The organism is Cupriavidus sp. UME77 (assembly GCF_014170355.1).
In the GTDB taxonomy this organism is placed as follows: Bacteria; Pseudomonadota; Gammaproteobacteria; order Burkholderiales; family Burkholderiaceae; genus Cupriavidus; species Cupriavidus basilensis.
On record NZ_LZZU01000011.1, the window covers coordinates 72288 to 94122 of the forward strand.

19 protein-coding genes and 1 pseudogene are annotated in these 21835 nt (G+C 63.7%); 2 read left to right on the forward strand and 18 right to left on the reverse strand.

Annotated elements, in window-relative coordinates:
- Positions 1-46: 46 nt before the first annotated feature.
- From A9975_RS04755 to A9975_RS04765, 3 genes are all read right to left on the reverse strand, one after another.
- On the reverse strand, positions 47-1948 hold the full coding sequence (locus A9975_RS04755; protein ID WP_220810626.1) for a diguanylate cyclase domain-containing protein: 1902 nt from the start codon (positions 1946-1948) through the stop codon (positions 47-49).
- Between the two features lie 90 nt (positions 1949-2038).
- Entirely contained in the window at positions 2039-4087 is a 2049-nt protein-coding gene (locus A9975_RS04760; RefSeq protein ID WP_183031610.1) for an ATP-binding protein, read from the reverse strand.
- Positions 4088-5390: 1303 nt separating this feature from the next.
- Positions 5391-6242, reverse strand: a complete 852-nt coding sequence (locus tag A9975_RS04765; protein ID WP_220810627.1) for an SDR family oxidoreductase — start codon at positions 6240-6242, stop codon at positions 5391-5393.
- A gap of 124 nt (positions 6243-6366) precedes the next feature.
- Between A9975_RS04765 and A9975_RS04770 the strand changes: the two genes are divergently transcribed.
- Positions 6367-7320 carry a GlxA family transcriptional regulator gene (locus tag A9975_RS04770; RefSeq protein WP_183031611.1) on the forward strand — a complete coding sequence of 318 codons (954 nt, stop codon included), beginning with the start codon at positions 6367-6369 and terminating at the stop codon, positions 7318-7320.
- A gap of 68 nt (positions 7321-7388) precedes the next feature.
- On the opposite strand, the gene dmpG is transcribed toward A9975_RS04770, so the two are convergent.
- From dmpG to A9975_RS04845, 15 genes are all read right to left on the reverse strand, one after another.
- Complete coding sequence (dmpG, locus tag A9975_RS04775; RefSeq protein WP_183031612.1) at positions 7389-8441, reverse strand: 4-hydroxy-2-oxovalerate aldolase; 1053 nt, start codon at positions 8439-8441, stop codon at positions 7389-7391.
- 24 nt (positions 8442-8465) lie between these two features.
- On the reverse strand, positions 8466-9410 hold the full coding sequence (locus tag A9975_RS04780) for an acetaldehyde dehydrogenase (acetylating) (RefSeq protein ID WP_183031613.1): 945 nt from the start codon (positions 9408-9410) through the stop codon (positions 8466-8468).
- A gap of 20 nt (positions 9411-9430) precedes the next feature.
- Complete coding sequence (locus tag A9975_RS04785) at positions 9431-9640, reverse strand: 2-hydroxymuconate tautomerase (protein ID WP_255503060.1); 210 nt, start codon at positions 9638-9640, stop codon at positions 9431-9433.
- Between the two features lie 39 nt (positions 9641-9679).
- Positions 9680-10468: a 2-oxo-3-hexenedioate decarboxylase gene (gene dmpH / locus A9975_RS04790; protein WP_183031615.1), complete on the reverse strand. Its 789-nt coding sequence runs from the start codon at positions 10466-10468 to the stop codon at positions 9680-9682.
- A gap of 32 nt (positions 10469-10500) precedes the next feature.
- Positions 10501-11283 carry a 2-oxopent-4-enoate hydratase gene (gene dmpE / locus A9975_RS04795; protein ID WP_183031616.1) on the reverse strand — a complete coding sequence of 261 codons (783 nt, stop codon included), beginning with the start codon at positions 11281-11283 and terminating at the stop codon, positions 10501-10503.
- An 8-nt stretch (positions 11284-11291) separates the two neighbouring features.
- Positions 11292-12746 (reverse strand): 2-hydroxymuconic semialdehyde dehydrogenase, encoded by a 1455-nt coding sequence (locus A9975_RS04800; RefSeq protein WP_183031617.1) that lies wholly within the window; start codon positions 12744-12746, stop codon positions 11292-11294.
- A 98-nt stretch (positions 12747-12844) separates the two neighbouring features.
- On the reverse strand, positions 12845-13777 hold the full coding sequence (locus tag A9975_RS04805; RefSeq protein WP_150987105.1) for a catechol 2,3-dioxygenase: 933 nt from the start codon (positions 13775-13777) through the stop codon (positions 12845-12847).
- A gap of 79 nt (positions 13778-13856) precedes the next feature.
- On the reverse strand, positions 13857-14186 hold the full coding sequence (locus A9975_RS04810; RefSeq protein ID WP_183031618.1) for a 2Fe-2S iron-sulfur cluster binding domain-containing protein: 330 nt from the start codon (positions 14184-14186) through the stop codon (positions 13857-13859).
- 13 nt (positions 14187-14199) lie between these two features.
- Positions 14200-15267, reverse strand: coding sequence for an NADH:ubiquinone reductase (Na(+)-transporting) subunit F (locus A9975_RS04815; protein WP_183031619.1), 1068 nt, complete (start codon positions 15265-15267; stop codon positions 14200-14202).
- A 28-nt stretch (positions 15268-15295) separates the two neighbouring features.
- Positions 15296-15655: a phenol hydroxylase subunit P4 gene (locus A9975_RS04820; RefSeq protein ID WP_183031620.1), complete on the reverse strand. Its 360-nt coding sequence runs from the start codon at positions 15653-15655 to the stop codon at positions 15296-15298.
- Between the two features lie 32 nt (positions 15656-15687).
- Complete coding sequence (locus A9975_RS04825) at positions 15688-17202, reverse strand: aromatic/alkene/methane monooxygenase hydroxylase/oxygenase subunit alpha (RefSeq protein ID WP_183031621.1); 1515 nt, start codon at positions 17200-17202, stop codon at positions 15688-15690.
- Positions 17203-17243: 41 nt separating this feature from the next.
- Positions 17244-17516 (reverse strand): MmoB/DmpM family protein, encoded by a 273-nt coding sequence (locus tag A9975_RS04830; protein ID WP_006158557.1) that lies wholly within the window; start codon positions 17514-17516, stop codon positions 17244-17246.
- A 10-nt stretch (positions 17517-17526) separates the two neighbouring features.
- On the reverse strand, positions 17527-18522 hold the full coding sequence (locus tag A9975_RS04835; protein ID WP_183031622.1) for an aromatic/alkene monooxygenase hydroxylase subunit beta: 996 nt from the start codon (positions 18520-18522) through the stop codon (positions 17527-17529).
- A 100-nt stretch (positions 18523-18622) separates the two neighbouring features.
- Positions 18623-18841, reverse strand: coding sequence for a phenol hydroxylase subunit (locus A9975_RS04840; protein WP_183031623.1), 219 nt, complete (start codon positions 18839-18841; stop codon positions 18623-18625).
- A gap of 808 nt (positions 18842-19649) precedes the next feature.
- A complete protein-coding gene (locus tag A9975_RS04845; protein ID WP_183031628.1) occupies positions 19650-20723 on the reverse strand; it encodes an IS110 family transposase in 1074 nt (357 codons plus the stop codon).
- Between the two features lie 995 nt (positions 20724-21718).
- Between A9975_RS04845 and A9975_RS04850 the strand changes: the two are divergent.
- A pseudogene (locus A9975_RS04850) lies at positions 21719-21835 on the forward strand (IS110 family transposase); the annotation flags it as partial.

A 21835-nucleotide genomic window follows, 5' to 3' on the forward strand; every position in this document is an offset into this window, starting at 1 on the left:
AGCAGGGATAGGCATCATTTTCCGGAATCAGCGACGTTCCTCGTTCTCAACCGAGCATCCCGGCCGCTGAATCGTTAAGCTCATGCACCACAATACGCGCCTTGCCTGCGACTTTCGCACGATACATTGCGGCATCCGCGGCGCGTAACAGGGCTTCGCCACTCAATGACGCTGCCTGGTCGCGCGGTAGCACGCCGATACTCGCCGATAACTGGACGACGTTCGCCCCGAACCTTATGGGCTGGCTCAGTGTCCGCAGGATTGCGCGTGCAATTTTCTCCAGTGCCGCACGATCGATCGCAGGGCCGGTCAGCAGCAACGTGAACTCATCCCCGGCATGCCGCGCAACCAGATCCCCGCCGCGTACGCAGCGGCGGATCCGGCGCGCGGCTTCAACAAGGACTTCGTCGCCGCACTGATGCCCGTATGTATCGTTGACGGCCTTGAAGCCATCCAGGTCGATAAACATGATGGCAGCCACACCGTCGCCGCTTGCTGCGCATGCCTCATCCAGCCTCTCGAGGAACGAGCGTCTGTTAGGCAGGCCGGTCAGCGCGTCGTGGAACGCCTGATGCCGCAGGCGATCGAGCAATGCCGTTCGCTCAGTCACATCCTGCACCAGCAGGTAATACCCATCAGCCGCCTGATCGTGGACCCGACGCGGCACCAGCACACCACGCAGGACACGCCGACTCCCGTTAAGCGTCGCTCCCACCTCGTACTCGACCCTTTCGCCGCTGAGCACGCGTTGGACATACGGCTCGATGGCAGCAGCATAGTCGGCGTCGAGAACCTCATGGGTGAGCCGTCCCACGATCTCCTCCGGGTCCAACCCCAGCCACTCGCGATAGGTTGAGTTGGCGAACCGAAAACGCCGCTCACCGTCGACGTAAGCGACCAGCACCGGCAAATTGTCGGCAATGGCGCGCAAATCTACCCGCGTGTCTCCCAATTGCCGCTCGGCGGTCGTCAGTTGCTCCCGCGCCCTGCGCAGAACCTCCGAGGCCTCATGCGCTCCCCGATGCAACGCAGCCTCCCGCGCATCGCGCGCGGCTTTTTCGCGTTGCTCCGCCCGGGTATCGTGAATGACAAACAGCCAGCCTCCGTCGCGGGTCGACGTCGTCTGCTTCGGTGCCACCTGCACTCGCGCTGGCTTACTTTGCTTGTTGCGCAACCGGAACGTTACGTCGAGCGTCCGGATCTCGACCCTGCAGCCACGATTCAGTGCCTGCACGGCCTGTTCAAGCTTGGTCCGGTCGCTCGCATCCAGCAGATCGAGGATGTTCGTTTTCGTCAGCGGAGCGCGCGAGTGCCCGAAGAATTTCACGCAGGCATCATTCATGTGCCGCCACTCCCAGTCCCTTCCGATATGCGCGATAGCGACCGGCGTTCGATGGAACGTCTCGACGTAAAGCGCATGCTGGGCTTGAAGTCGGTCGATCGCGTGAAGCACCTCCAAACGATCAGAGCTGTCCAGCTTGCGCAGGCCAACTTCGTGTTCGATCATTTGCCCCAGGTCTACTAGCATCTGACGTTGTTGGCGCCTGAAGCGCCGCGGCAACGCGTGCATCGCACATAGCATACCGATGGGTCTGCCGCACGGTAGCCGCAGCGCAATGCCTGCGAAAAAGCGGAACCGCAATTCGCTGGTTGCCAGTGGTCCTTGCGCAAGCTGCGCATCGGACAGCGCATCCCTGACGACGAACGGTTCCTCGCATTGGAGCGTCCGGCTATAGTAGGTCTGCACATGGAATACGACGTCCCGTTCGCACCCGCTTGCGCCTATGACTTCTGGCTGGCCCAGTCTGTCGAGACATACGACGGATATTGGTAAATTCAGCGCGCGCGCGGCGACCCGGGTCGCGCGCTCATAGTACTGATCATAATTGCTTTCTGGTGGCATGGTGGCGCTGGCTGGTTTTCGTTGTTGCTGCTGCTGCGCATCCATGATGCATTCGTCTCTCACGCTCCATGCTCCGCTCCGGTCAGATTGTGTAGCGCACTGATCGACGTCCTCGCCGATCACGTCACATTAAAGCTATTCCACCGCCGGAAGGTGCAGCGTAACGGTCGTGCCCTTGCCTACTTCGCTCTCAAGAGAAATATGGCCGCGATGGAGCAGCACAATCTCACGCACGAGGGCAAGGCCCAGACCATCGCCGGCCGCCCCATGCTGCAGCTTGCCTCGGAAGAATTTGTCGAGCACCAGCCTGAGTTCGTCAGCTTTGATCCCCATGCCTCGATCGGTCACTTTCAGCATGGCGTTGCGGCGTTCGACCGACGCGCTAGCGACCGAGATGTTGACCGCTCTCCCAAGCCCGTACTTCACGGCATTCTCCAGCAAATGGCGTATCACGCTGGCGAGAGAGGTGGAGTCACCCATCACGCAGACAGGCTCTCTCGCGGACTCCAGCGTCACCCGGCTATCGTCCGCGAACCCTGCCTCAACAACGTCTCGCACGAGCCTTGCGAGATCCACCCGATGAAACGTCATCTCGGATGCGCCTAGTGTTTCCAGGCGCGTCAGTTGAAGATGATTCGACACGAACTGGCTGACGCGCTGGGCTTGCGAACGAATCGTGCGATAGATGCCAAGGCGTTTTTCCGGGGGAATCAGATCGGCGGCGAGGAGGTCGGCATATCCGACGACGTTTGCGATGGGTATCTTGATTTCAGCTTCTGCGGTAGCAATGAAATGCGATTTGGCCCGCGCCTCGCGCCGCATTTCGCTTACGTCCCAGACTGCCACCACACAGCCAGCGCCGTCGCTGGTGTGCACAACACGAATGGCGTAGCTGGATGAATCCGCTATATCGAACTCGATAACGCCGCTAAATTCGAGCGAGACTGCGGCACAGTCGATCTTCTCAATTAGTTCGGACGGGGTGACTGAGTCCCGCGTGGGACGTCGACCTCGAAACAGAAGGTCAACGAACCGTTGTGGCGTGGCGCCGCGCAAGTCCCCGGGCGAAACGCCCAGGGTGTCGCACAGCCCGCCGTTGGCGTCTTCCACGTGGCGATCCTTATCGAAAATGGCAACGCCGTCCGGCAAGGCAAAGAACAGCGCATGCAGGTGCTGGTTCCTTTCTCGTAGCCGGCGACTGACCACCGCCGCGCGATCCGCCAGCTTCGCCATCCTCTCGAGTGACTTGGCCTGGCGCATCTGGACGAAGATGATCAGCGCGGATAGGAAGCTTGCGATGCAAGCGACGAGGAGCAGCCTGGCGCGATACATCGATAGTGCTTCATGGAGGTCGTAGCCGATCACGACCGCCAGGTTTCCTCTGGACAGCCGATGTACGCCATAAATGCGCTCGACATCGTCCAGTGGACTCTTCTCCACCACTTCGGCGTGGGCCGCGGCAGCCAAGGCTTGCCGGTCCGCAGAGCTCGCAGGCAGCGGTTGCCCAGGGTTGGAAGCCGCCCCGCTCCAACGCACCCGGTAGATGAAATCATTGGTACCCAGCAGACCGATTGCACCCCGGCTGCCCAAATAGATGCTCTTGTAGATGCTCGTCAGGGAGAGTGGGTCAAGCGACACCACGACGACCCCCATGAAATGGCCGGTCGGCCCCACGATACCCTTGGAAAGCAGAACTACCCAGCGGCCCGAACTGCGCCCCCGCAGCGGCTTGCTGACAAACAATGTCGGCCTGGGATTGTCAGCGTGTATGCGCAAATACTCGCTATTGCCTAGGTCAAGCGCTTCGAATGTCGGATTGGTCGATGCCCTGAGGACGCCACTTTCGTCCAGAATCGCGGTTTGAAGGAAGGGTTCGGCACCGAGATGACCGTTGCGGGTCCATTCGGCAAGCGGCAAGTCCAGCCCCCGTTCGATGACGGCGCCGCCTAGCAGGGAGGTCAGTTGGTCCGCCTCCATCAATGTGCGCTCGACGTGCTGACCAAGGGTATAGGCAAGCCGGTCGGCATCAGCCTGGATCCGGCGTAATTCGCTGCCTCTGTCCCATCCGGCCCAGAGCGCGAACCCCAGCCAGACCGACAATACGAGCATGAATGCCGAAATGCCCGGGGTGATGGTGCGCGCCGTGCCTTCGGCCGCTAGCGGCCTATATATCTCCAGACCCATGAATCCTAGCCGCCCCAAGAAGATGAAATGAACGCGCTAGGAAACTGCGAGCGCCGTCCCCTGCCTCCGAACCCGGTGTGCGGTTTTCCCGCGACGGGCTCTCCAGTCAGTTGTTTGCACATCGGGATTGGCTCGCCCGCATTGCGCACGCGGTCCATGGCCAGCGCCCATTGCTCCATCGAGCGGCCGACGTGACACTGGCGCGAGGCCGCGCCGGCCGCGGCGGATTCAAGGTGGATGGCCGCCGCTGCGGGCCGGCACGGGGAGATGCCACGTGGCACAGGGCGAACGCCCGCTACCGCTGCCTCCAGTGTCGTGCCGGTCATGCCGCCAGCCTCGTTCTGTCTCATTCCTGACTCCGTTCTGCGCGTCGGCCCCGATAGGCGAATCCGCCGGGGACATGCAGCGTCGAACAGGAGCTTAGTGAGATTATGGTATTAGTTCTAATATAGTTTTTTGATTATGATCATCACTTCCAATGATGACAGGAAGGGCGGTCCTTAGTGGGCATATGCGGCCTCATGGCACACCAAAGAAAGGGCTTCCCCCCGATATTGGCCGGGTCTTCCGGATAATTTTTCGACAAAAAATCTGATACGAGCACAAAAAGCTAACAGATTTTTTGATACCTTATCGATCACTTGGCATGGACATGGTGTGCCGGAAATGGTCTTGAGTGGCGCGCACTCCCTCAAGGCACCAGGCAGATCCCGCGCGGATCCCGCATAACCCACGCCTGCTAGCCGTCCTTGTCGCCCCCCCCGGTGCCGCCATTCACGCTGCCGTGTGCAACTGTCAGCATTTGTCAGCTTTGGCGCGATGGTTTCGCCTACTCTGAGCGTTCCGATCGGCGGGCCGCCGTCCCCAACCTTGCTCTTAGCCGTCAGTTTCTACCCACGGGCTCTGTCTATCATCGGATGCACAACCCTGCGTCAGGCAGCATGAACACCGAGGCTAACAAAGCACTTTCTATGGCAATTTCAAAATGCGGAGCGGAGAAATCCTACAAAAAATGGCGCGTGGCGCCCGTCTACAGATCGTCAGGAACCCTTGGGGTTCCATGACATCCGTGGTCTTCCTTCTAAGTGCGGATTCAATAGAAAAAGACATAATTCACTGGTGGCAAATTAACAGGCTAATAGACAATAGGCTGCTTGCCTTCAATGCAAATGAACCAGCAGCATCCACTGAGCTAGTTTTGACAAACTCAGTGCGCAAGCCTGTCCATATGACCAACTCCGCCGGAGCTGGAGAGCGGTAAAGATTTCACCGACAACATCGTGCATTCTGAAGCGACCGTCTTTCAGGCGGCCCTGAAGCGCGCCGCCGGCACGCTGCGCGACAGGTTCGGTCCCAGCGCCGCGCGGGCAGCCTCGAAGGCGTGCCAGTCCGCCGCGTCGGGCAGCGACGGCAGCGTCACCACCTCGCCCTGGTCCAGCCCGGACAGGGCCGCGTCAACCAGGTCGTCCGCGCTCATCACCCAGTCCTGCGGCAGGCTCTCCACCGCCCGGCCGGCCACATCCCAGAACTCCGTACGGATCGCACCGGGCAGCACGGCCTGCACGCGCACGCCCTTGTCCGCCAGTTCATGCTGCAGCGATTGCGTAAAGGCCAGCACGAAGGCCTTTGACCCGCCGTAGACGCCGTTGAGCAATTCCGGGGCGACCGCCACGATCGAGGCAATGTTGATGACCGTCCCCTTGCCGCGCGCCACCAGGCCATGCGCGGCGGCGTAGGTCAGCCGGGTCAGCGCGGTGACGTTGAGCGCGATCATCGCAGCCATCTTGTCGGCATCGGACTGGAGCAGCGGCCCCGCCGCGCCGATGCCCGCGTTGTTGACCAGCATGGTGATGCTGGCGTCGGTGCGCAGCAGTGTCTCCAGGCGGCGGACATCGGCATCGGCGCCGAGATCCGCGGTCACGATCTCCACGGAGCGTCCCGTCTCGCTGGTCAGGCGTTCTGCCAGCGTGGCCAGCCTGTCGCGGTTACGGGCGACCACGATCAGGTCGTAGCCGCGCCGGGCGAGCCGGTCCGCGTAGACGGCGCCGATCCCTGAAGACGCGCCGGTGATCACGGCGGTGCCTTGATGCGAATGGATTCCCGAGGTTGCCGTGGTAACCGAGGTTGCTGTCGAGGTTGCTGTCGATGCGGTCATGTCCGTTCTCCGATTTCGGTGCTGCCGGCCCGTTGCCGGCCACCACGGAACGAAGATTAGGTGCATAATCCGATGGCAACAATGTCATAGATGCCACCTTTTATGCCATCTATGGGAGCTCGCCATGCTGCATGTCGGAATCGTCCTTTATCCCGGCTTCCAGGTCATGAACCTGGGCGTCACCACAGTCCTTGAGTTCGCCAATCTCAACGCGGCCAAACCGCTCTACGCGGTCCACCTGCTGTCCGAGCAAGGCGGGCCGGTGCCCACCTCGGCAGGCTTTTGCGTTACCACGGAGGCATTCGACGACCGCGCGTTCGACACGCTGCTGGTGGTGGGCGACAACGATATCCAGCCGGCGTCGCCCGGCCTGGTCGCCTTCCTGCAGAAGGCGGCGCCCTCCACGCGACGCGTCGGCGCCACCTGCACGGGCGCCTTCAACCTCGCCGAGGCTGGGCTGCTGGACGGCCGCCGGGCCACCACCCACTGGTTTTACGCCGCCCGGTTCCGGCGCACGTATCCCGCGGTCAGCGTCGAGGAGGACCGCATCTTCATCATCGACGGACCGGTCTGGACCTCCGCCGGCATGACCGCCTGCATCGACCTGGCCCTGGCGCTGGTCGAGAAAGATGCCGGCGCTGAAGCCGCGCGCACTGTCGCGCGCAAGCTTGTTGTCTATCACCGCCGTGCCGGCGGGCAATCGCAGTTCTCGGCGCTGCTCGAGCTTGAGCCCAAGTCCGATCGCATCCAGTCCGCGCTCGCCTTTGCCCGTCAGAACCTGCACGCCGAACTGTCCGTCGATCAACTGGCGCAAGCGGCGCACCTCAGCCCGCGCCAGTTCAGCCGCTCTTTCCGTGAAGAAACGGGGCAAACCCCGGCCAAGGCGGTGGAGCACCTGCGCATCGAGGCCGCGCGGCTGATGATGGAGTCCGGGCGGCATCCGATCGATGTGGTGGCCAAGGAGACCGGCTTTGGCGACCGCGAGCGCATGCGGCGCGCGTTCCTGCGGGCGTTCGGACAACCGCCGCAGGCGATCCGGCGCATGGCGCGCGGGGAAGACGAACCGATGGAAGCTTGAGTGCTTGTGCCCCTATCGGACGGCCTCCCTTCTGCTGGGCGGAGCTTACGCCGTGAGCCGGGCAGGGCTTACGCCGTGATGCGCGCCTGTCCCGCCTCGCGCCGCGCTACCAGGTCCAGCGCCACGTCGACGATCATGTCTTCCTGCCCGCCCACCATGCGGCGCTGGCCTAGTTCCACCAGGATATCCACGGTCTTCAGCGCATAGCGCCCGGCGGCTGCCTCCGCGTGGCGCAGGAAGCTGGAATAGACGCCCGCATAGCCCAGCGCGAGGGTCTCGCGGTCCACCCGCACCGGGCGGTCCTGCAGCGGCCGCACGATCTCGTCGGCGGCGTCCATCAGCGTGTAGAGATCGCAGCCGTGGTTCCATCCGAGCCGGCTGGCGGCGGCGATAAACACCTCCAGGGGCGCGTTCCCTGCGCCCGCGCCCATGCCGGCCAGGCTCGCGTCCACACGGTCGCAGCCTTCTTCCACCGCGACGATGGAGTTGGCCACGCCCAGGCTCAGGTTGTGGTGCGCATGCATGCCGGTCTGGGTCTCCGGCTTCAGCACGTCCTTGAAGGCGCGGAAGCGGTCGCGCACGTCGTTCATATTGAGCGCGCCGCCGGAATCCACCACGTAGACGGTCTCCGCGCCATAGCTCTCCATCAGCTTGGCCTGCTGCGCCAGCGCGGCGGGCGTGGTCATGTGGCTCATCATCAGGAAGCCCACCGTGTCCATGCCGAGCTCGCGCGCGTACTCGATATGCTGGCGCGAGACATCCGCCTCGGTACAGTGCGTGGCCACGCGGACCACGCGCGCGCCCGCGTCAAACGCGGCGCGCAGGTCGTGCACGGTGCCCACGCCGGGCAGCAGCAAGGTGGCTACCTTGGCATGGCGGACGGTCTCTGCCGCCGCCGCGATCCACTCAAGGTCCGTATGCGCGCCGAACCCGTAGTTGAAGCTGGAGCCGGCGAGCCCGTCGCCATGCGCGACTTCGATCGAGTCCACCTTGGCGGCATCCAGCGCCGCGGCGATGCGGCGCACGTCGGCCAGGCTGTATTGATGGCGGATGGCGTGGCTGCCGTCGCGCAGCGTGACATCCGAGATATAGAGCTTCTTCTGCGAGGCTTGCTGGGTCATGTCTTGTCTCCGTGCGCCCGCCGCTTACGCAGCCAGCCGGGTTTGCGCCAGGCGCTCGGCGCAGGCGAGCGCGGCGCTGGTCATGATGTCGAGGTTGCCGGCATAAGCGGGCAGGTAATGGGCGGCGCCTTCCACTTCGAGGAAGATCGATGTCTTTAGCCCGCTCATCCGCCCCAGCCCCGGGATATTCAACGGCGCGGACGGATCGATGCGCTCGAACTGCACCCGCTGCTTGAGCCGGTAGCCGCGCACATAGGCCTGCACCGCCTTCGCCATGGCTTGCACGCTGGCCTCTATCGCCGCCTCGTCGGCGTCCTCGGACAGCGTGAACACCGTGTCGCGCATCATCAGCGGCGGCTCGGCCGGATTCAGCACGATGATGGCCTTGCCGCGCGCCGCGCCGCCCACCGAGCAGATCGCCTGGCTGGTGGTCTCGGTAAATTCGTCGATATTGGCACGCGTTCCCGGCCCGGCGGACTTGCTGGAGATCGAGGCCACGATCTCCGCGTAATGCACCTTGGCCACGCGAGACACCGCCGCCACCATCGGGATGGTGGCCTGGCCGCCGCAGGTGACCATATTGATATTGCTGGCGCCGAGCTGCTGGTCCAGGTTGACCACCGGCACCACGTACGGCCCGAGCGCGGCCGGGGTCAGGTCGATCACCTGGATGCCGTGCTGCTGCAGGATCTGGTTGTGATGCGCGTGGGCGCCGGCCGAGGTGGCGTCGAAGGCGATACGGATATCGCCAAAGCCGGCCATCCTCACCAGGCCTTCGATGCCCTCGGCCGTGGTGGGCACGCCCAGCCGCGCGGCCCGGGCGAGGCCGTCGGAGGCGGCGTCGATGCCGACCATCGCGCCCATCTCCAGATGCCGGCCGTGGCGCATGACCTTGATCATCAGGTCGGTGCCGATATTGCCCGAGCCGATGATGGCTACCTTGTGCTTGCCGCTTGTTCTCATGTCCATGCTGATTCTCCGTTGCCGCTTCAGCGGCCGAGCGCTTTCGCGGTCTTGCCCGCGATGCCGAATTGCGTATTGGGAACTTCGGTGATCATCACCCGCACCGACTCCACCGGCGCGCCGATCGATTCCACGGCGGCGTCGGTCAGCGCCCGGATCAGGCGGGCCTTCTGTTCATCGGTCCGGCCTTCGATCAAAAAGACTTGCATGATGGGCATGGTGTTTCTCCTGCTCAGTTCGGTTCTGGTTCGGTTCTGGTTCGGTTCTGGTTCGGTTCAAACGAAGCGCATCGACACCGTGCCCAGGTGCTGGTAGCGCACGGTGATGCTATCGCCGGCCGCCACCGCGATGGCCTCGGTCACGCCGCCGGTCATGATGAAGGTGCCCGCAGGCAGCTCGCGCCCACGCGCGCCAAGCATGTTCGCCAGCATGGCCACGCTGCTGGCCGGATGGCCGAGCACGGCGGCGCCGGCGGCGGTGGCGACCACTTCGCCGTTCTTCTCCAGCACCACGCCAAGGTTCTTCAGGTCGATCCCTTCGGCGCTGCGATGCGTGCCGCCGACGACAAAGCGTGCCGACGACGTGTTGTCGGCGATCACGCTCTTGAGGTCGAAGCGGAAGTTCTCATAGCGCGAGTCGATCACCTCCACCGCCGGCAGCACGAAATCGGTGGCGGCCAGCACGTCGCCGATATGGCAGCCCGGCCCCTTGAGCGGATGCTTGAGCACGAAGGCGATCTCGGCCTCCACCTTGGGATGGATCAGCGCTGCGGTATCGATGGCGCCACCGTCCATACAGGCGCCGTAGTCGGTCAGGAAGCCATAGACCGGATCGGTCACGCCCATCTGGCGCATCTTGGCAAACGAGGTCAGCCCCATCTTCAGGCCCGCGATTCGGGTGCCGCGCGCCTCCTTGCGCGCCCGGATCGCGTCCTGGATGGCGTAGGCATCATCCCAGTCCATATCGGGATGGGTATCGGTAATCTTGCGCACCGGCTCGCGGTTGAGCTCCGCGTTTTCCAGGTGCTCGGCGAGTTGCCGGATGGTGTCTTGGGTGAGGTGCATGGCGTTGTCCTGGGCTGCTGTATGGAATCCGATCAAATGAAGCGCACGCCGGCAGAGCCGATGCCGCCCAAGCTGATGCGAAGCTGGTCGCCAGCCTGGACAGGCACCATCGCGGCCAGCGAGCCCGACAGGATCACCTCGCCCTTCTTCAGCCCGATGCCAAGGCGCCCCAGCGTATTGGCCAGCCACGCCACGGCGTTGGCCGGGTGGCCGAGCGCCGCGGCCCCCGCGCCGGTGGCGACAATCTCGCCGTTCTTCTCCAGCGTCATGCCAACGGTGCCGAGGTCAAGGCCGCGCGGGTCCACGGCGGCGTCGCCCAGCACGAACACGCCGGACGATGCGTTGTCCGCCACGGTGTCCTGGATCCGGATCTTCCAGTCGCGGATGCGCGAGTCGACGATCTCGAAACACGGCAGCACGTAGGCGGTGGCACGCAGCACATCGGCGTTGGTCACGCCGGGACCTTCCAGGTCTTCCTTGAGCACGAAAGCGATTTCCCCTTCGGCCTTGGGCGCGATCAGCGTGTCGGCGGCAATGGCCGCGCCGTCGCCATGGACCATGCCGGACAGCAGATGCCCGAAGTCAGGCTGGCGCACATCGAGCATGTCCATCACCACCCGGCTGGTCACGCCGATCTTCTTGCCGATCACGCGCTCGCCGGCGTCCAGGCGGTGCTGCACCATGGCCAGCTGGATACGGTAGGCGTCGTCAATGGACAGTTCGGGGTAGCGCTCGGTCAGCGGGGCGATGGCTTGGCGTTGATCAAGCGCCTGATGCAGGCTCGTACCGATCTCAACAATGTCTTCGGGTTTCATGGCCTGCCTCAAAGTTTCACGCACACATTGCGCAGCTCGGTATAGAACTCCAGCGAGTGCACCCCGCCCTCGCGGCCGATGCCGGATTGCTTGGCGCCGCCGAAGGCGGTGCGCAGGTCGCGCAGGAACCACGCGTTGATCCAGCAGATGCCCACCTCCAGCGCGCTGCCCATGCGGTGCGCGGTGCCCAGGTCGGACGTCCACACGGTGGCGGCCAGCCCGTAAGGCGTATCGTTGGCGAGGCGGATGGCTTCCTCCTCGGTATCGAACGGCGCGATATGGCAGCAAGGGCCGAAGATCTCCTCGCGGATCACCGCCGAGTCTTCCGGCAGGCCGGTCCAGATGGTGGGCTGCACCCAGGCGCCCTCGGCCAGCGCGCCGGGCATCTCGGGCACCCCCCCGCCGGTGACCACGGTAGCGCCCGCATCCACCGCCTTGCGGTAGTAGGACAGCACTTTGTCGCGGTGCTCCAGCGACACCAGCGGGCCCATGTTGACGCCCTCGTCATTCGGCCTGCCAATGCGCAGGGCCTCGGCCCTGGCCTTGAGCGCCGCGACGAAACGCGCGAAGATGGGCCGCTGCACATAGACGCGCTCGGTGCCCAGGCAGACCTGGCCGCTGTTCTCGAAGGCCGAGCGGGTGATGCCGGCCACTGCCTTGTCGAAATCCGCGTCGGCGAACACGATGCCGGCATTCTTGCCGCCCAGCTCGAACGACACCGGGCGCACGCCATTGGCGGCCGCCTTCATGATGGCCTCGCCAGTACGCGTCTCGCCGGTGAAAGTGATGCCGTTCACATCCGGGTGCGCGCTCAGGAAAGCGCCGGCGGAATCCGGGCCGAAACCATGGACCACGTTGTAGACGCCTGGCGGCACGCCGGCCTCGTTCATGACCTCCCCGAGCAGCGTGGCGGTCGCGGGCGTTTCCTCGGATGGCTTGACCACGACCGTGTTGCCGCACGCCAGCGCCGGGCCTACCTTCCATGTCATCAGCAGCAGCGGCAGGTTCCACGGGCACACCACGCCGATCACGCCGCGCGGCGAGCGCACCGCGTAATTGATGGCCTCGCCGCCATCCGGCGTGGCCATGGCGAAGCTCTCTGCCGGCACGTTCTTGATCAGGTCGGCGAACACCTTGAAGTTGGCGGCGCCGCGCGGGATGTCGATGTGGCTGGCAAGGGAGTGCGGCTTGCCGGTGTCGGCAATCTCGGCTTGCAGGAAGTCGTCGAAGCGGCGGTTGATGCCGTCGGCCACCGCGTGCAATATCTCGACGCGCCGCGCCACGGTCATCTTGCCCCACGGGCCCTTCAGCGCTTGCTTTGCCGCTGCGACGGCGGCATCGACCTCGGCCTGGCCGGCTTCGTGCACGCGGGCGATCAGGCTGTTGTCGACCGGGTTGCGGTCGTCGAACTGGCGGTTGGTGGCCACCCATTCGCCGTTGATGAAGTTCTTGAACTCTTTCATGTTGTCTCGCTTGGTGCGGCAGGGTGCGCCGCTTTGCCTTGCTGTCTATCGTATTTCGTCTTGCTCCCCTCTCCCACGCAGTGGGAGAGGGGCGGGGATCAGGTCAGTACATTCAGGAACGCGTCGTTCAGCTTGCGGTCGTGATAGAAGATCGCCCGGCCCAGCTCGTTGTCCGTCCATGTGATGGTCGGCTTGTCCGGATAGTGGATATAGCCGCCAGAAAAGACCTCGTTCCGGTTGCCCGAAGGATCGAAGAAATAGATCGTCGCGCCGCGTGTAATGCCATGCCGCGTCGGCCCGATATCGAGCGACACGTCCTTCTTGGAGATAATGTCGGCGGCCTTCAGCACTTCGCCCCAGTTGTCCAGGTTGAACGAGGCGTGATGGAACTTGTTCTTCTCCGCATGCCGGATGAAGGCGATGTCATGCGCCTTGTTGGAGCACGTCAGGAAGGCGCCGATCATCATCTTGTCGGGGCCGGCGACCACCTCCTCGGCCAGCGTGAAGCCGAGCACGTCGCGAAACAGCTTGACCGTGCCATCCAGGTCGTCGCCATACAGCAGGCAATGATCGAAGCGGCTGGGCGCCATGCCGCGCAGGTCGTCCGGCCACGGGTCGGGGTTGCTGTCGCCGGTCAGGCAGCCCAGCTTGTCCTTGTCGGCGAAGAGCTCGATGGCATGTCCCGTAGGAATGGTGAAGCGAAAGCGCACGCCGGTGCGCGGATGCTCGCCCGCGGGAATCCACTGGCAGTCCGAAGCGAGTCCGGACTGCTCCACCTCCTGCGCCAGCCGCTCCAGCGTGCGGCCGCTATCCACGCGAAAGCCCATGTAGTCCATGCCCGGGCTGTCGGCCTCGCGCAGGACCACACTGTGGTGATCGTGCTCGTCCCAGGCCTTCAGGTAGACGCGGCCCTTGTCGTCGCGCGCGGTTTCGATCAGCCCGAGAACCTCGGTGTAGTGCTTGAGCGCCGGTTCGAGTTCCAGCACGCGCAGTGCCACGTGCCCCGGGCGCAATACGCCTGTCAATGCCATGACTGTCTCCTTGATGATGGGGTTATTGGTCCATCTTTTATTGCCGCATTTTTTGCTGCATCTATTGCTGCTTGTTCAACTACGCTTGCGCTGCCTCCTGCCGCGCCCGCTGCTTGTCCAGGCAGCGCTGCAGCAACGCCACCGGCTGCAGGCGGATATCGCTGTCGGGGAAGGTCTTGCAGGCGAGCACGAACCCACTCCCCTGCTCCGCCTCCGACAGGCAGGCGCGGCTCATCTTGCCGGTGTGGTAGCGGCCAGCCTCGATGCGCACCTTGCACACCCCGCAGCCACCGCCCCGGCAGCCCGCGGGAATGCCACGCTTGCCCAGGGCTTCCATGGCGCGCAGCAGGTTCTGCTCCGGCGCGCAGGGGTAGCACTGGCCGCTTCCCGCGATCTCGACGGTATGCATGCCGCGCCCTCCATCAGATCTTGAACAGCGGGCTGCGCGCGCTGTTCTGTGCGTCGCCGGCCGAGATGAATTTCTCGGTGTGGATGTCCTCCTCGAACAGCCGGCCCTGCATCAAGGTACGGATGCAGGCTTCGATCATCGGCGGCGGGCCGCACAGATAGGCCTTGTGTCCCCGGAAGTCGGCGGTAGCGCCATTGGCGTAAAGGCCGTGCAGGACGTCATGCACATAGCCACGCGCGCCATCCCAGCCACTGTCCGCCGGTTCGTCGGAGAGCGCGGGCACATAGCGGAAGTTGGGGTGCGCGCCGGCCAGTGCACGGAACGCCTCGTCGTAGTACAGCTCCGAGCGGTTGCGCGCGCCCTGCACCAGCGTGATCGGCAGGGTCTCGCCGGCGGCCAGCATGTCCAGGATCATGGCGCGCGGGCTGGACAAGCCCGAGCCGCCCGCCAGGAACAGCATCGGCTTTTGCGCTGACTTGCGCACGAAGAAGCGACCGTAAGGCGCGGAAAACCCGAGTTCGTCGCCCACCGACAACTGATCGTGCAGGTAGCCGGTAGCCTGCCCGCCTTCCACCCGCCGCACATGCAGCTCCACCAGGTCGTCACCGGGACGGTTGGCCAGCGAGAACGCACGCGGCTGGTCGCAGCCCGGCACGCGCAGGTTGAGGTACTGGCCGGCCTGGAAGCCAGCCGCGGCGCCCCCCTTCACACGCAGCCAGATGCCGCGGATGGTGGGGGTCAGCGCGCGGGCCTCCACCACCTCGGCACGATAGTCAGCCAGCGGCAGGCCGAGCGAGTCGGCGTCTTCCTCGATATCGGCCTCGATCACCATGTCGGACTGCGCGGTGGCGCAGCAGGCCAGGCACTGCCCGCTGTCGCGCTCGAAATCCATCAGCGCGAAGCTGGAGGCCTCGCCATGCTCGAACTCGCCCTCCACCACCTGCACCTTGCAGGTGGCGCACAGCCCGTGGCAGCAGGCGTGCGGCAGCCACACGCCGTTGCGCAGGCAGGCATCCAGCACGGTCTGGCCCGGTGCGATGGGGATGGTCTGCCCGATCGGTTCAATGGTCAGGGAATACATCTTGTGTCTCCTACCTTAGCTGCCACTGTTAGCTGCCACTGCCGCCAATGCCATCCAGCCCCGGTGTACGGAACCGGATCACCGCCTTGTGGCCCAGGCCGTTCTCTTCCAGCGTGCGATCAAGGTCCGGCTGCCAGGGCTCGCTGCCGCGCAGCCACGCCACGCGGCTCCAGTCGATGCGGGCAAAATCGGGGTGATAGCCGTAGACGCCCGGCAGCACGTTCTCCACGACATCGCCCAGGCGCATCGACGGCGGCAAGGGAAGGCAATGCGGCGCACAGAACAGCAGGTGGCGGTCCCAGCCGATATAGAGCAGGCGGTTGCCGTGGAACACGGCCTCCCGATCGGCGGGCTCGAACGCGTAGGGCCCAATGGATACGACGGACATGGTGGTCTCCTTATCTCTTGTATGCCGGCCGCTCAGGCAGCCGTGCCAGGCACGCCCTTCCAGGCGTTCCAGTTCTTCTGATCCTGCGAACCTTCGAAATCCAGGTTGTCCGCGCCAGGGTTGATGCGGTACCACTTGAGCACGTCGTCCAGCGATCCACCGCCGCAGTTGCCCTGGTAGATCTGGTGCACGGGCAACCAGGCCTGCGCGTACTTCTGCGGCTCGCCATCGAAGATGTCCTTGCAGCCGTCCGAGCAGAAGTGGAACCGCATGCCGTGGTAACTGCTCTCCCGGTAGCAGGTCTGGGTGGGGTCGTCCGGCTCCGAGAACACCATCGGGATCTGGCAGGTCTGGCACAGCATCGGCAGCGTGGCGTTGTAGAAGCGCTCGCCTTGCTGCTGGCGTTCCTGCCAGTAATCGAGGCGCGGCTTGTAGTAGCGCGCGAAGGTGTCGGGATATTTCTCCGTCAGCCAGGCCATCTCGTCCTGCTTGGGCACCCAGGTATGGAAGCCGGCCGCGGCGGCGTAGTTGTAGAAGGTGCCCCACGCCTCGTGGGTGATGCGGTCCTTGGTCTTGGTGGCCACCTCGTGGTACTTGGGCATGCGCAGGCCGTAGCGCTCCAGGTCCTTGAACAGCGCGCCGCCGGCCTGCTCGAAGTACATCTCCCACGCCTGCGCCCACGACATCACGCGCTTGGGCAGCATGTAGTCCATCATCATGCCGACCAGCGTGAGCAGGCGAAAGCCGCGCCAGAACCATTTGTCCAGCCACTTCTGCAGGATGGGGATATTGTCCGGGTCCTGCTGGCACAGGAACTTCACCACTTCCAGGCCCAGCGTCATATGGCGCGATTCGTCGGACTGTGCCGAGAAGCCGAAGGTCACCGTGGCCATGTCGCCGTTGTAGGCCGCACCCGACATGAAGGGCATGAACAGCAGGTTGGTCAGCACATACTCGAAGGAGAACGAGATCGCGGTGATGAACTCGAACGGCCCCGCGCTCATGGCGTCTTCGAAATAGGATTTGGGCACGGACAGGTACCAGACCCGGTCATGCATGTGCTGCCATTCGCCGAAGCCGTTGAAGTACTTGTTGTAGACCGACAGCGTGTGCATCTGGGTCTGGGCGTGGCGCAGCTCGTCGATCGACTGCATCTGCGCCGCCACCCGCGCGCCGGCGCCGCGAAAGTGCCGCCCGAGGTGGGCATAGCCGCGGTGCGCCGCGTACTCCAGCGGCGTCACGCCGGTCAGGAACAGGCGCAGCGCGTTCAGGTAGCGCGGGTCCGAGACGTTGAGGTGGCCGTTGTTCTGCACGAACGAATCAATGATCGCGTACAGCTTGCGCTCCTTCTCCGACTGGTACTTCCAGTAGGCGTCCATGGTCATGCGAAACGGGTCTTCCCATTTGTCCCAGTCATGGATCTTGATGCCTTCGTACTTGTCGTAGGGAAAGACCTTGTCCATCGGCTCGTAGGTGGTTTCCCAGCCGAGGTCGCGCGTCATCGTCGCGTATTTTTCCCGCAGGTTCAGCTTCTTTCGTGCGTCCATGATGTCTTGTCTCCGTTTGTCTTTGCGGTGGGCGGGCCGCTTCAGGCGTTCCAGTGCAGGGTGAAGGCGTCGTCGTCTTCGTCGATGTTTCCCGACAGCGAGATCAGGTTCAGGTGAATCTCCTGCAGGTCCCAGTCGCGCCCGAGCTTGTCGGAGACCAGTTCGCGCAGGATGGTCAGGTGTCCCGGCGCATCGATCTTCACCATGGCGGGAAACTGCGACACCACCGCGTGCGGATTGGCCTCGGTGATGGCCTCGATGATGGGACGGGTGTCGTCGTTGCTCTGCAGCGCGATATAGACGTTGGCGGTCATGGCGGTTTCCTCAGGCGGCAAGGCCAAGCTTGTTAAGACGCACGTCGAACTGCTCCACGCACAGCGCCACCACCTGCTCGCCGCCCTCGCCCAGCAAGGTGTCGGCCACCGGCACCAGCGCCTCGGCCACTTGCGCACGCGCGGCGCGGGCCCAGCCCGACAGCAGCATGCGATTGGCATCGGACTCTGCCGCGGCGGTCTGGATCACCGCATCGACCCAGCGTGCGTGCTCCTCGCGCCAGTCGTTCATGAACTCGGTCAGCACCGCCAGCCCGGTGCCGCAGGCGCGCACGATGGCCGCGTCGGCGTGCTGGTACACCATCGGGTAAAGCAGGCCGTCGAGCACCAGGTTCTGGGTGACGAAGGTCTCGAACCAGTCCTCGATCACAAAGCTGCGCTCAACCAGCCGGCGCATCGGCTGCCACGCGGCGCTCTCCATCCAGGCCACCTTGGCGCGCTCCAGCGCCACGCCGGTGTTGCCATCCAGCAGCATGCCGATGCGCGTCAGGTACTGCGCAATGCCAAGGCGATCCATCGCGCAGTAGGTGCAGGCCTGGGTGATGGCCGTGCCCCAGCCGTAGTCGGCGCAATAGAAGTTGTTCATGTTGGCGCCCCACTCCACATGCCGCAGCGGCAGCAAGCCATCGGCCAGGCGGTCCTGCCATTCGGCGGGCAACGCCTGCAGCAAGCCGCGCTTTTCCACAAAGGCGAAGCTCTTCTCGGTGGCGTCCTGCTGGCGGCCGCGCGCCGTCACGTAAGCGCCGTAGAAGTACTGGCGCGGGTCCTTGAGCGCGTACCAGTCCGCCATCACGATCGCGGTGCGGCGCTTGTCGTAGATCTCGTGTTGCGAGTCCCACGTCGGGCGGTAGTGAAAATTCACTTCCGACTGCACGTCGTAGGTGGCCTCCTGGTAGCGCGAGGCGGGCTTGTCGCCAAAGCGGCGCGCCACATGGCCGTAGGTCTGGCGCAGCGGCTGGATCTGCTGGGTCTTGATATCGACTTGCATCGCTTGGTCTCCTGGGTCTTGCTGTTTTTATGGGGGTGGTTCTGTGCGTGGTTCGGTGCGTGGTTCGGTGCGTGGTTCGGTGCGTGGCGGCTGGCCGAGCTCAGTCGCCCTGATCGGGCGCGGGGATCTCCGGCGGCAGGAAGCGCACGTGGTTGACGCTGCAGAAGGCCTCGAACATCGGCTCGGGCATGATCAGCTCGACATTGAGCTCGGGGTCCGCCACGCAGAACGCGAACTGCACAAAGCCCTCGGGCGTGCGGCCATCAACGCGGACGAACCGGGGCGAGGCTTCAAACAAGGGGACCGACTGGTTGATCATGGCGCTGCTCCTTCGCATGGGCGGTAGGCCTCTATTGCGAAGAGCGTGCCAGCTGGCGCAAACGACGGCGCCACAAGGCGCGTCGGGATTCGGGCCGCGCCGGATTTCGCGTTTACCCGGAATGGCGCATGCGCCGTGGCTCAATCAATTGATGAAGTGCGAGATGAAATTTGACCAAATGATGAAAAGCCGCGCCGGGTGGCGGTTTGCGGGGAGCCAGGCGTGACTTCGCAAGGCTGCGGCGTCGCAACAAGGAAGGGGGTTAGAGGAAGGAGCGGGAAGGGATTGCGGGCGCATGCGGCGCAACAAGCGGGGGAGTTACTGGATTGGGGTGGGGATTGGTGGATGGATCAAATGATTAAATCGGTCTTTTGGGGGTGGGTGGCGGTGATTGTTTGAACGGTGTTGGCGTTTACACCCAAGGTGCCATACGACATCGCTCTGCTGGAGGCGTTGCGGTTTATTTCGTCGGCGGTGGCATCTTGCACCCAAGGGCCATACGACATCCCCCTGCGGGGGCTGCCGGTCACTTATATGAACGCGCCCCGGTTTGCTAGGTAAACGTTACGCGATGCTTGATCAGGGTTGGTTGCAGACTTATATCCGGCCTAGTGCAGGCCAAGCCTGCGGCCCCGATGGAATTCGCCAAGAGCGGCCCTCTCCTCTTCAGCGTGCTCGAAGCACCAGTGACCGATCAGGGTTCAGCTCTTGCGGTCCAACCTGTCTTGCCATCTCGTTCATCTACCGTCGCAACCTTCTAGTCGAATTCAGTAACCTTGCTTGCAAGCCGCGGCTAGACCGGCTCCGCCTACGGTCGTTGTAGGCGGGGCTGGCCTAGCGCGGAATTCGCCGTTTGCTTGGCCCTCTCGGCTTTCTTTAACTCATGGTCTCTTTCATACGGCTCATTGCCCATCAGCACGGCCCACGCAGTTCGCGCCGCCTTGTTGGCTAGCGCCACCACCGTCACGTTGGTGGGCCGTCGGCGTGCCAGTTGTTCGCACCACAAGCCTTTGTCCTTGGCTCGGAACAGGACTGCCCTGGCACCATGGATCAGCAGCATGCGTAGATAGCGGTCACCGCGTTTGCTGATCGCGCCCAGGCGCACCTTGCCCCCAGTGCCGTGCTGACGCGGCACCAGCCCGAGATAGGCCGACAGTTGCCGCCCCGATCGGAAGCCGCGCGCATCGCCGATAGTCGCCACCAGTGCTGTGGCCGTGAGCATGCCGATACCCGGAATTGTCATCAGCCGTTGGCACTCTGGCTGCGTCTGGGACCAGGCCTTGATTTGTCCCTCCAGCCCCTCGATGCCCTTGTCCAGGCGGCCGATCAGGTCGAACTGCTCGCGCAACGCTTCGAACATCCTCGCGGGCACGTCTTCCTCGACTTCGGCCAACCGCTCGCGCATTTCCGCTAGGCCTGCCTGGCGCCCCTTTTTGAAGCTCAAGCCAAACTCATAGAGCGCCCCACGCAGGGCATTGATCATCATGGTCCGCATCTTGATGTGCTGCTCGCGCATCCGATGCAACACCAGCGTGGCCTGCTGCTCTGCCGTCTTCGGCGTCACCGCAGGCATGTCCAACTGTTGTGCCGCAGTCCAGATCGCTCGCGCGTCTGCGGCATCGGTCTTGTTGGTCTGCACGAATGGCCGAACGAATTTCGCGTGCAGCAGCTTCACCTCATACCCGAGCGCCATGAGCTTGCGCGCCCACCAGTGCCCACTGCCGCATGCCTCCAGCGCCACGCGTCCTTTGTGCTGAGCTAGAAACTCGATCAGCTTTTGCCGCTGGAATCGCTGGTTGTGAATCTCGCCGGTCTCCGGGTCAACCCAGTACAGCTGGAACACATGCTTTGCAATATCCAGCCCAAATGTCATAGCATTCATTTCGGGTCCCTCCGTTCCTGTAGTGGTGGTGAGATCTTCCACTCTGGCACATTGCGATGCCGTTCGGTCTGGAGGGACCCCCCTCTCATCAGACTCTTTTTTGCCCGACCCACACTACCGTGTCGCCACCTCGCGCTCCACTGCGGGGACGGGGCGCGTTCATACCATCTCTTCTTTGCGTCGGCAAAGAAGACTAACGAGAAGAAAGCCGACCCTGCCGGGGGCAGAGCAATCGGGCTTATGTGGGGGTGCGGTTGCGTCGTACGGCCCCGAGTGTTGGCTGGCCTTTGCCTTACCGGCTCAGAGGTCATCGTAACTGCATGACCCAATGGTCACGTGGTGGTGCCCCTGATCGCTTTGCCCGGTGAGCGTTCGACCATCTGCCGTTACCGGCGCGGACCATCACGACACATCGCCCATCAATGGTTTCGTGGTGGGGCGGGCGCGGTGGTCAGGGCCTTGGGCATATCAATCCGGTGCCACCGCGCCCACGACGGAACCGGTGCGCCTGCAACTTCGTGGCCGGCCGCTCCGCGAGCGACAGACGGCTTGAAGCAAGTGGTGTCTACTACCGGGGGCCTCACCACACTCACGGCGCTCGTCCTCGGAGACAAAACCACGAAACCAGCCACACCCGAAACGGCGCAGCACTTCGCCCCGCGAACGGCAGATGTGGGAATGGTCACCGCGCACGAGGTCAAGGGCCGCGCCACGTAACCCATGGGTCATGCATAAATGATGACCTGTGAGCCGGTAGGATTCGCTAGCCAACACTCCGGGCCATACGACGATATCATCGACACTCGAAAGCCTTATTGCTCTGCTCCCGGCAGGGTCGGCTTTCTTCTCGTTAGTCTTCTTTGCCGACGCAAAGAAGAGATGGTATGAACGCGCCCCGTCCCCGCAGTGGAGCGCGAGGTGGCGACACGGTAGTGTGGGTCGGGCAAAAAAGAGTCTGATGAGAGGGGGGTCCCTCCAGACCGAACGGCATCGCAATGTGCCAGAGTGGAAGATCTCACCACCACTACAGGAACGGAGGGACCCGAAATGAATGCTATGACATTTGGGCTGGATATTGCAAAGCATGTGTTCCAGCTGTACTGGGTTGACCC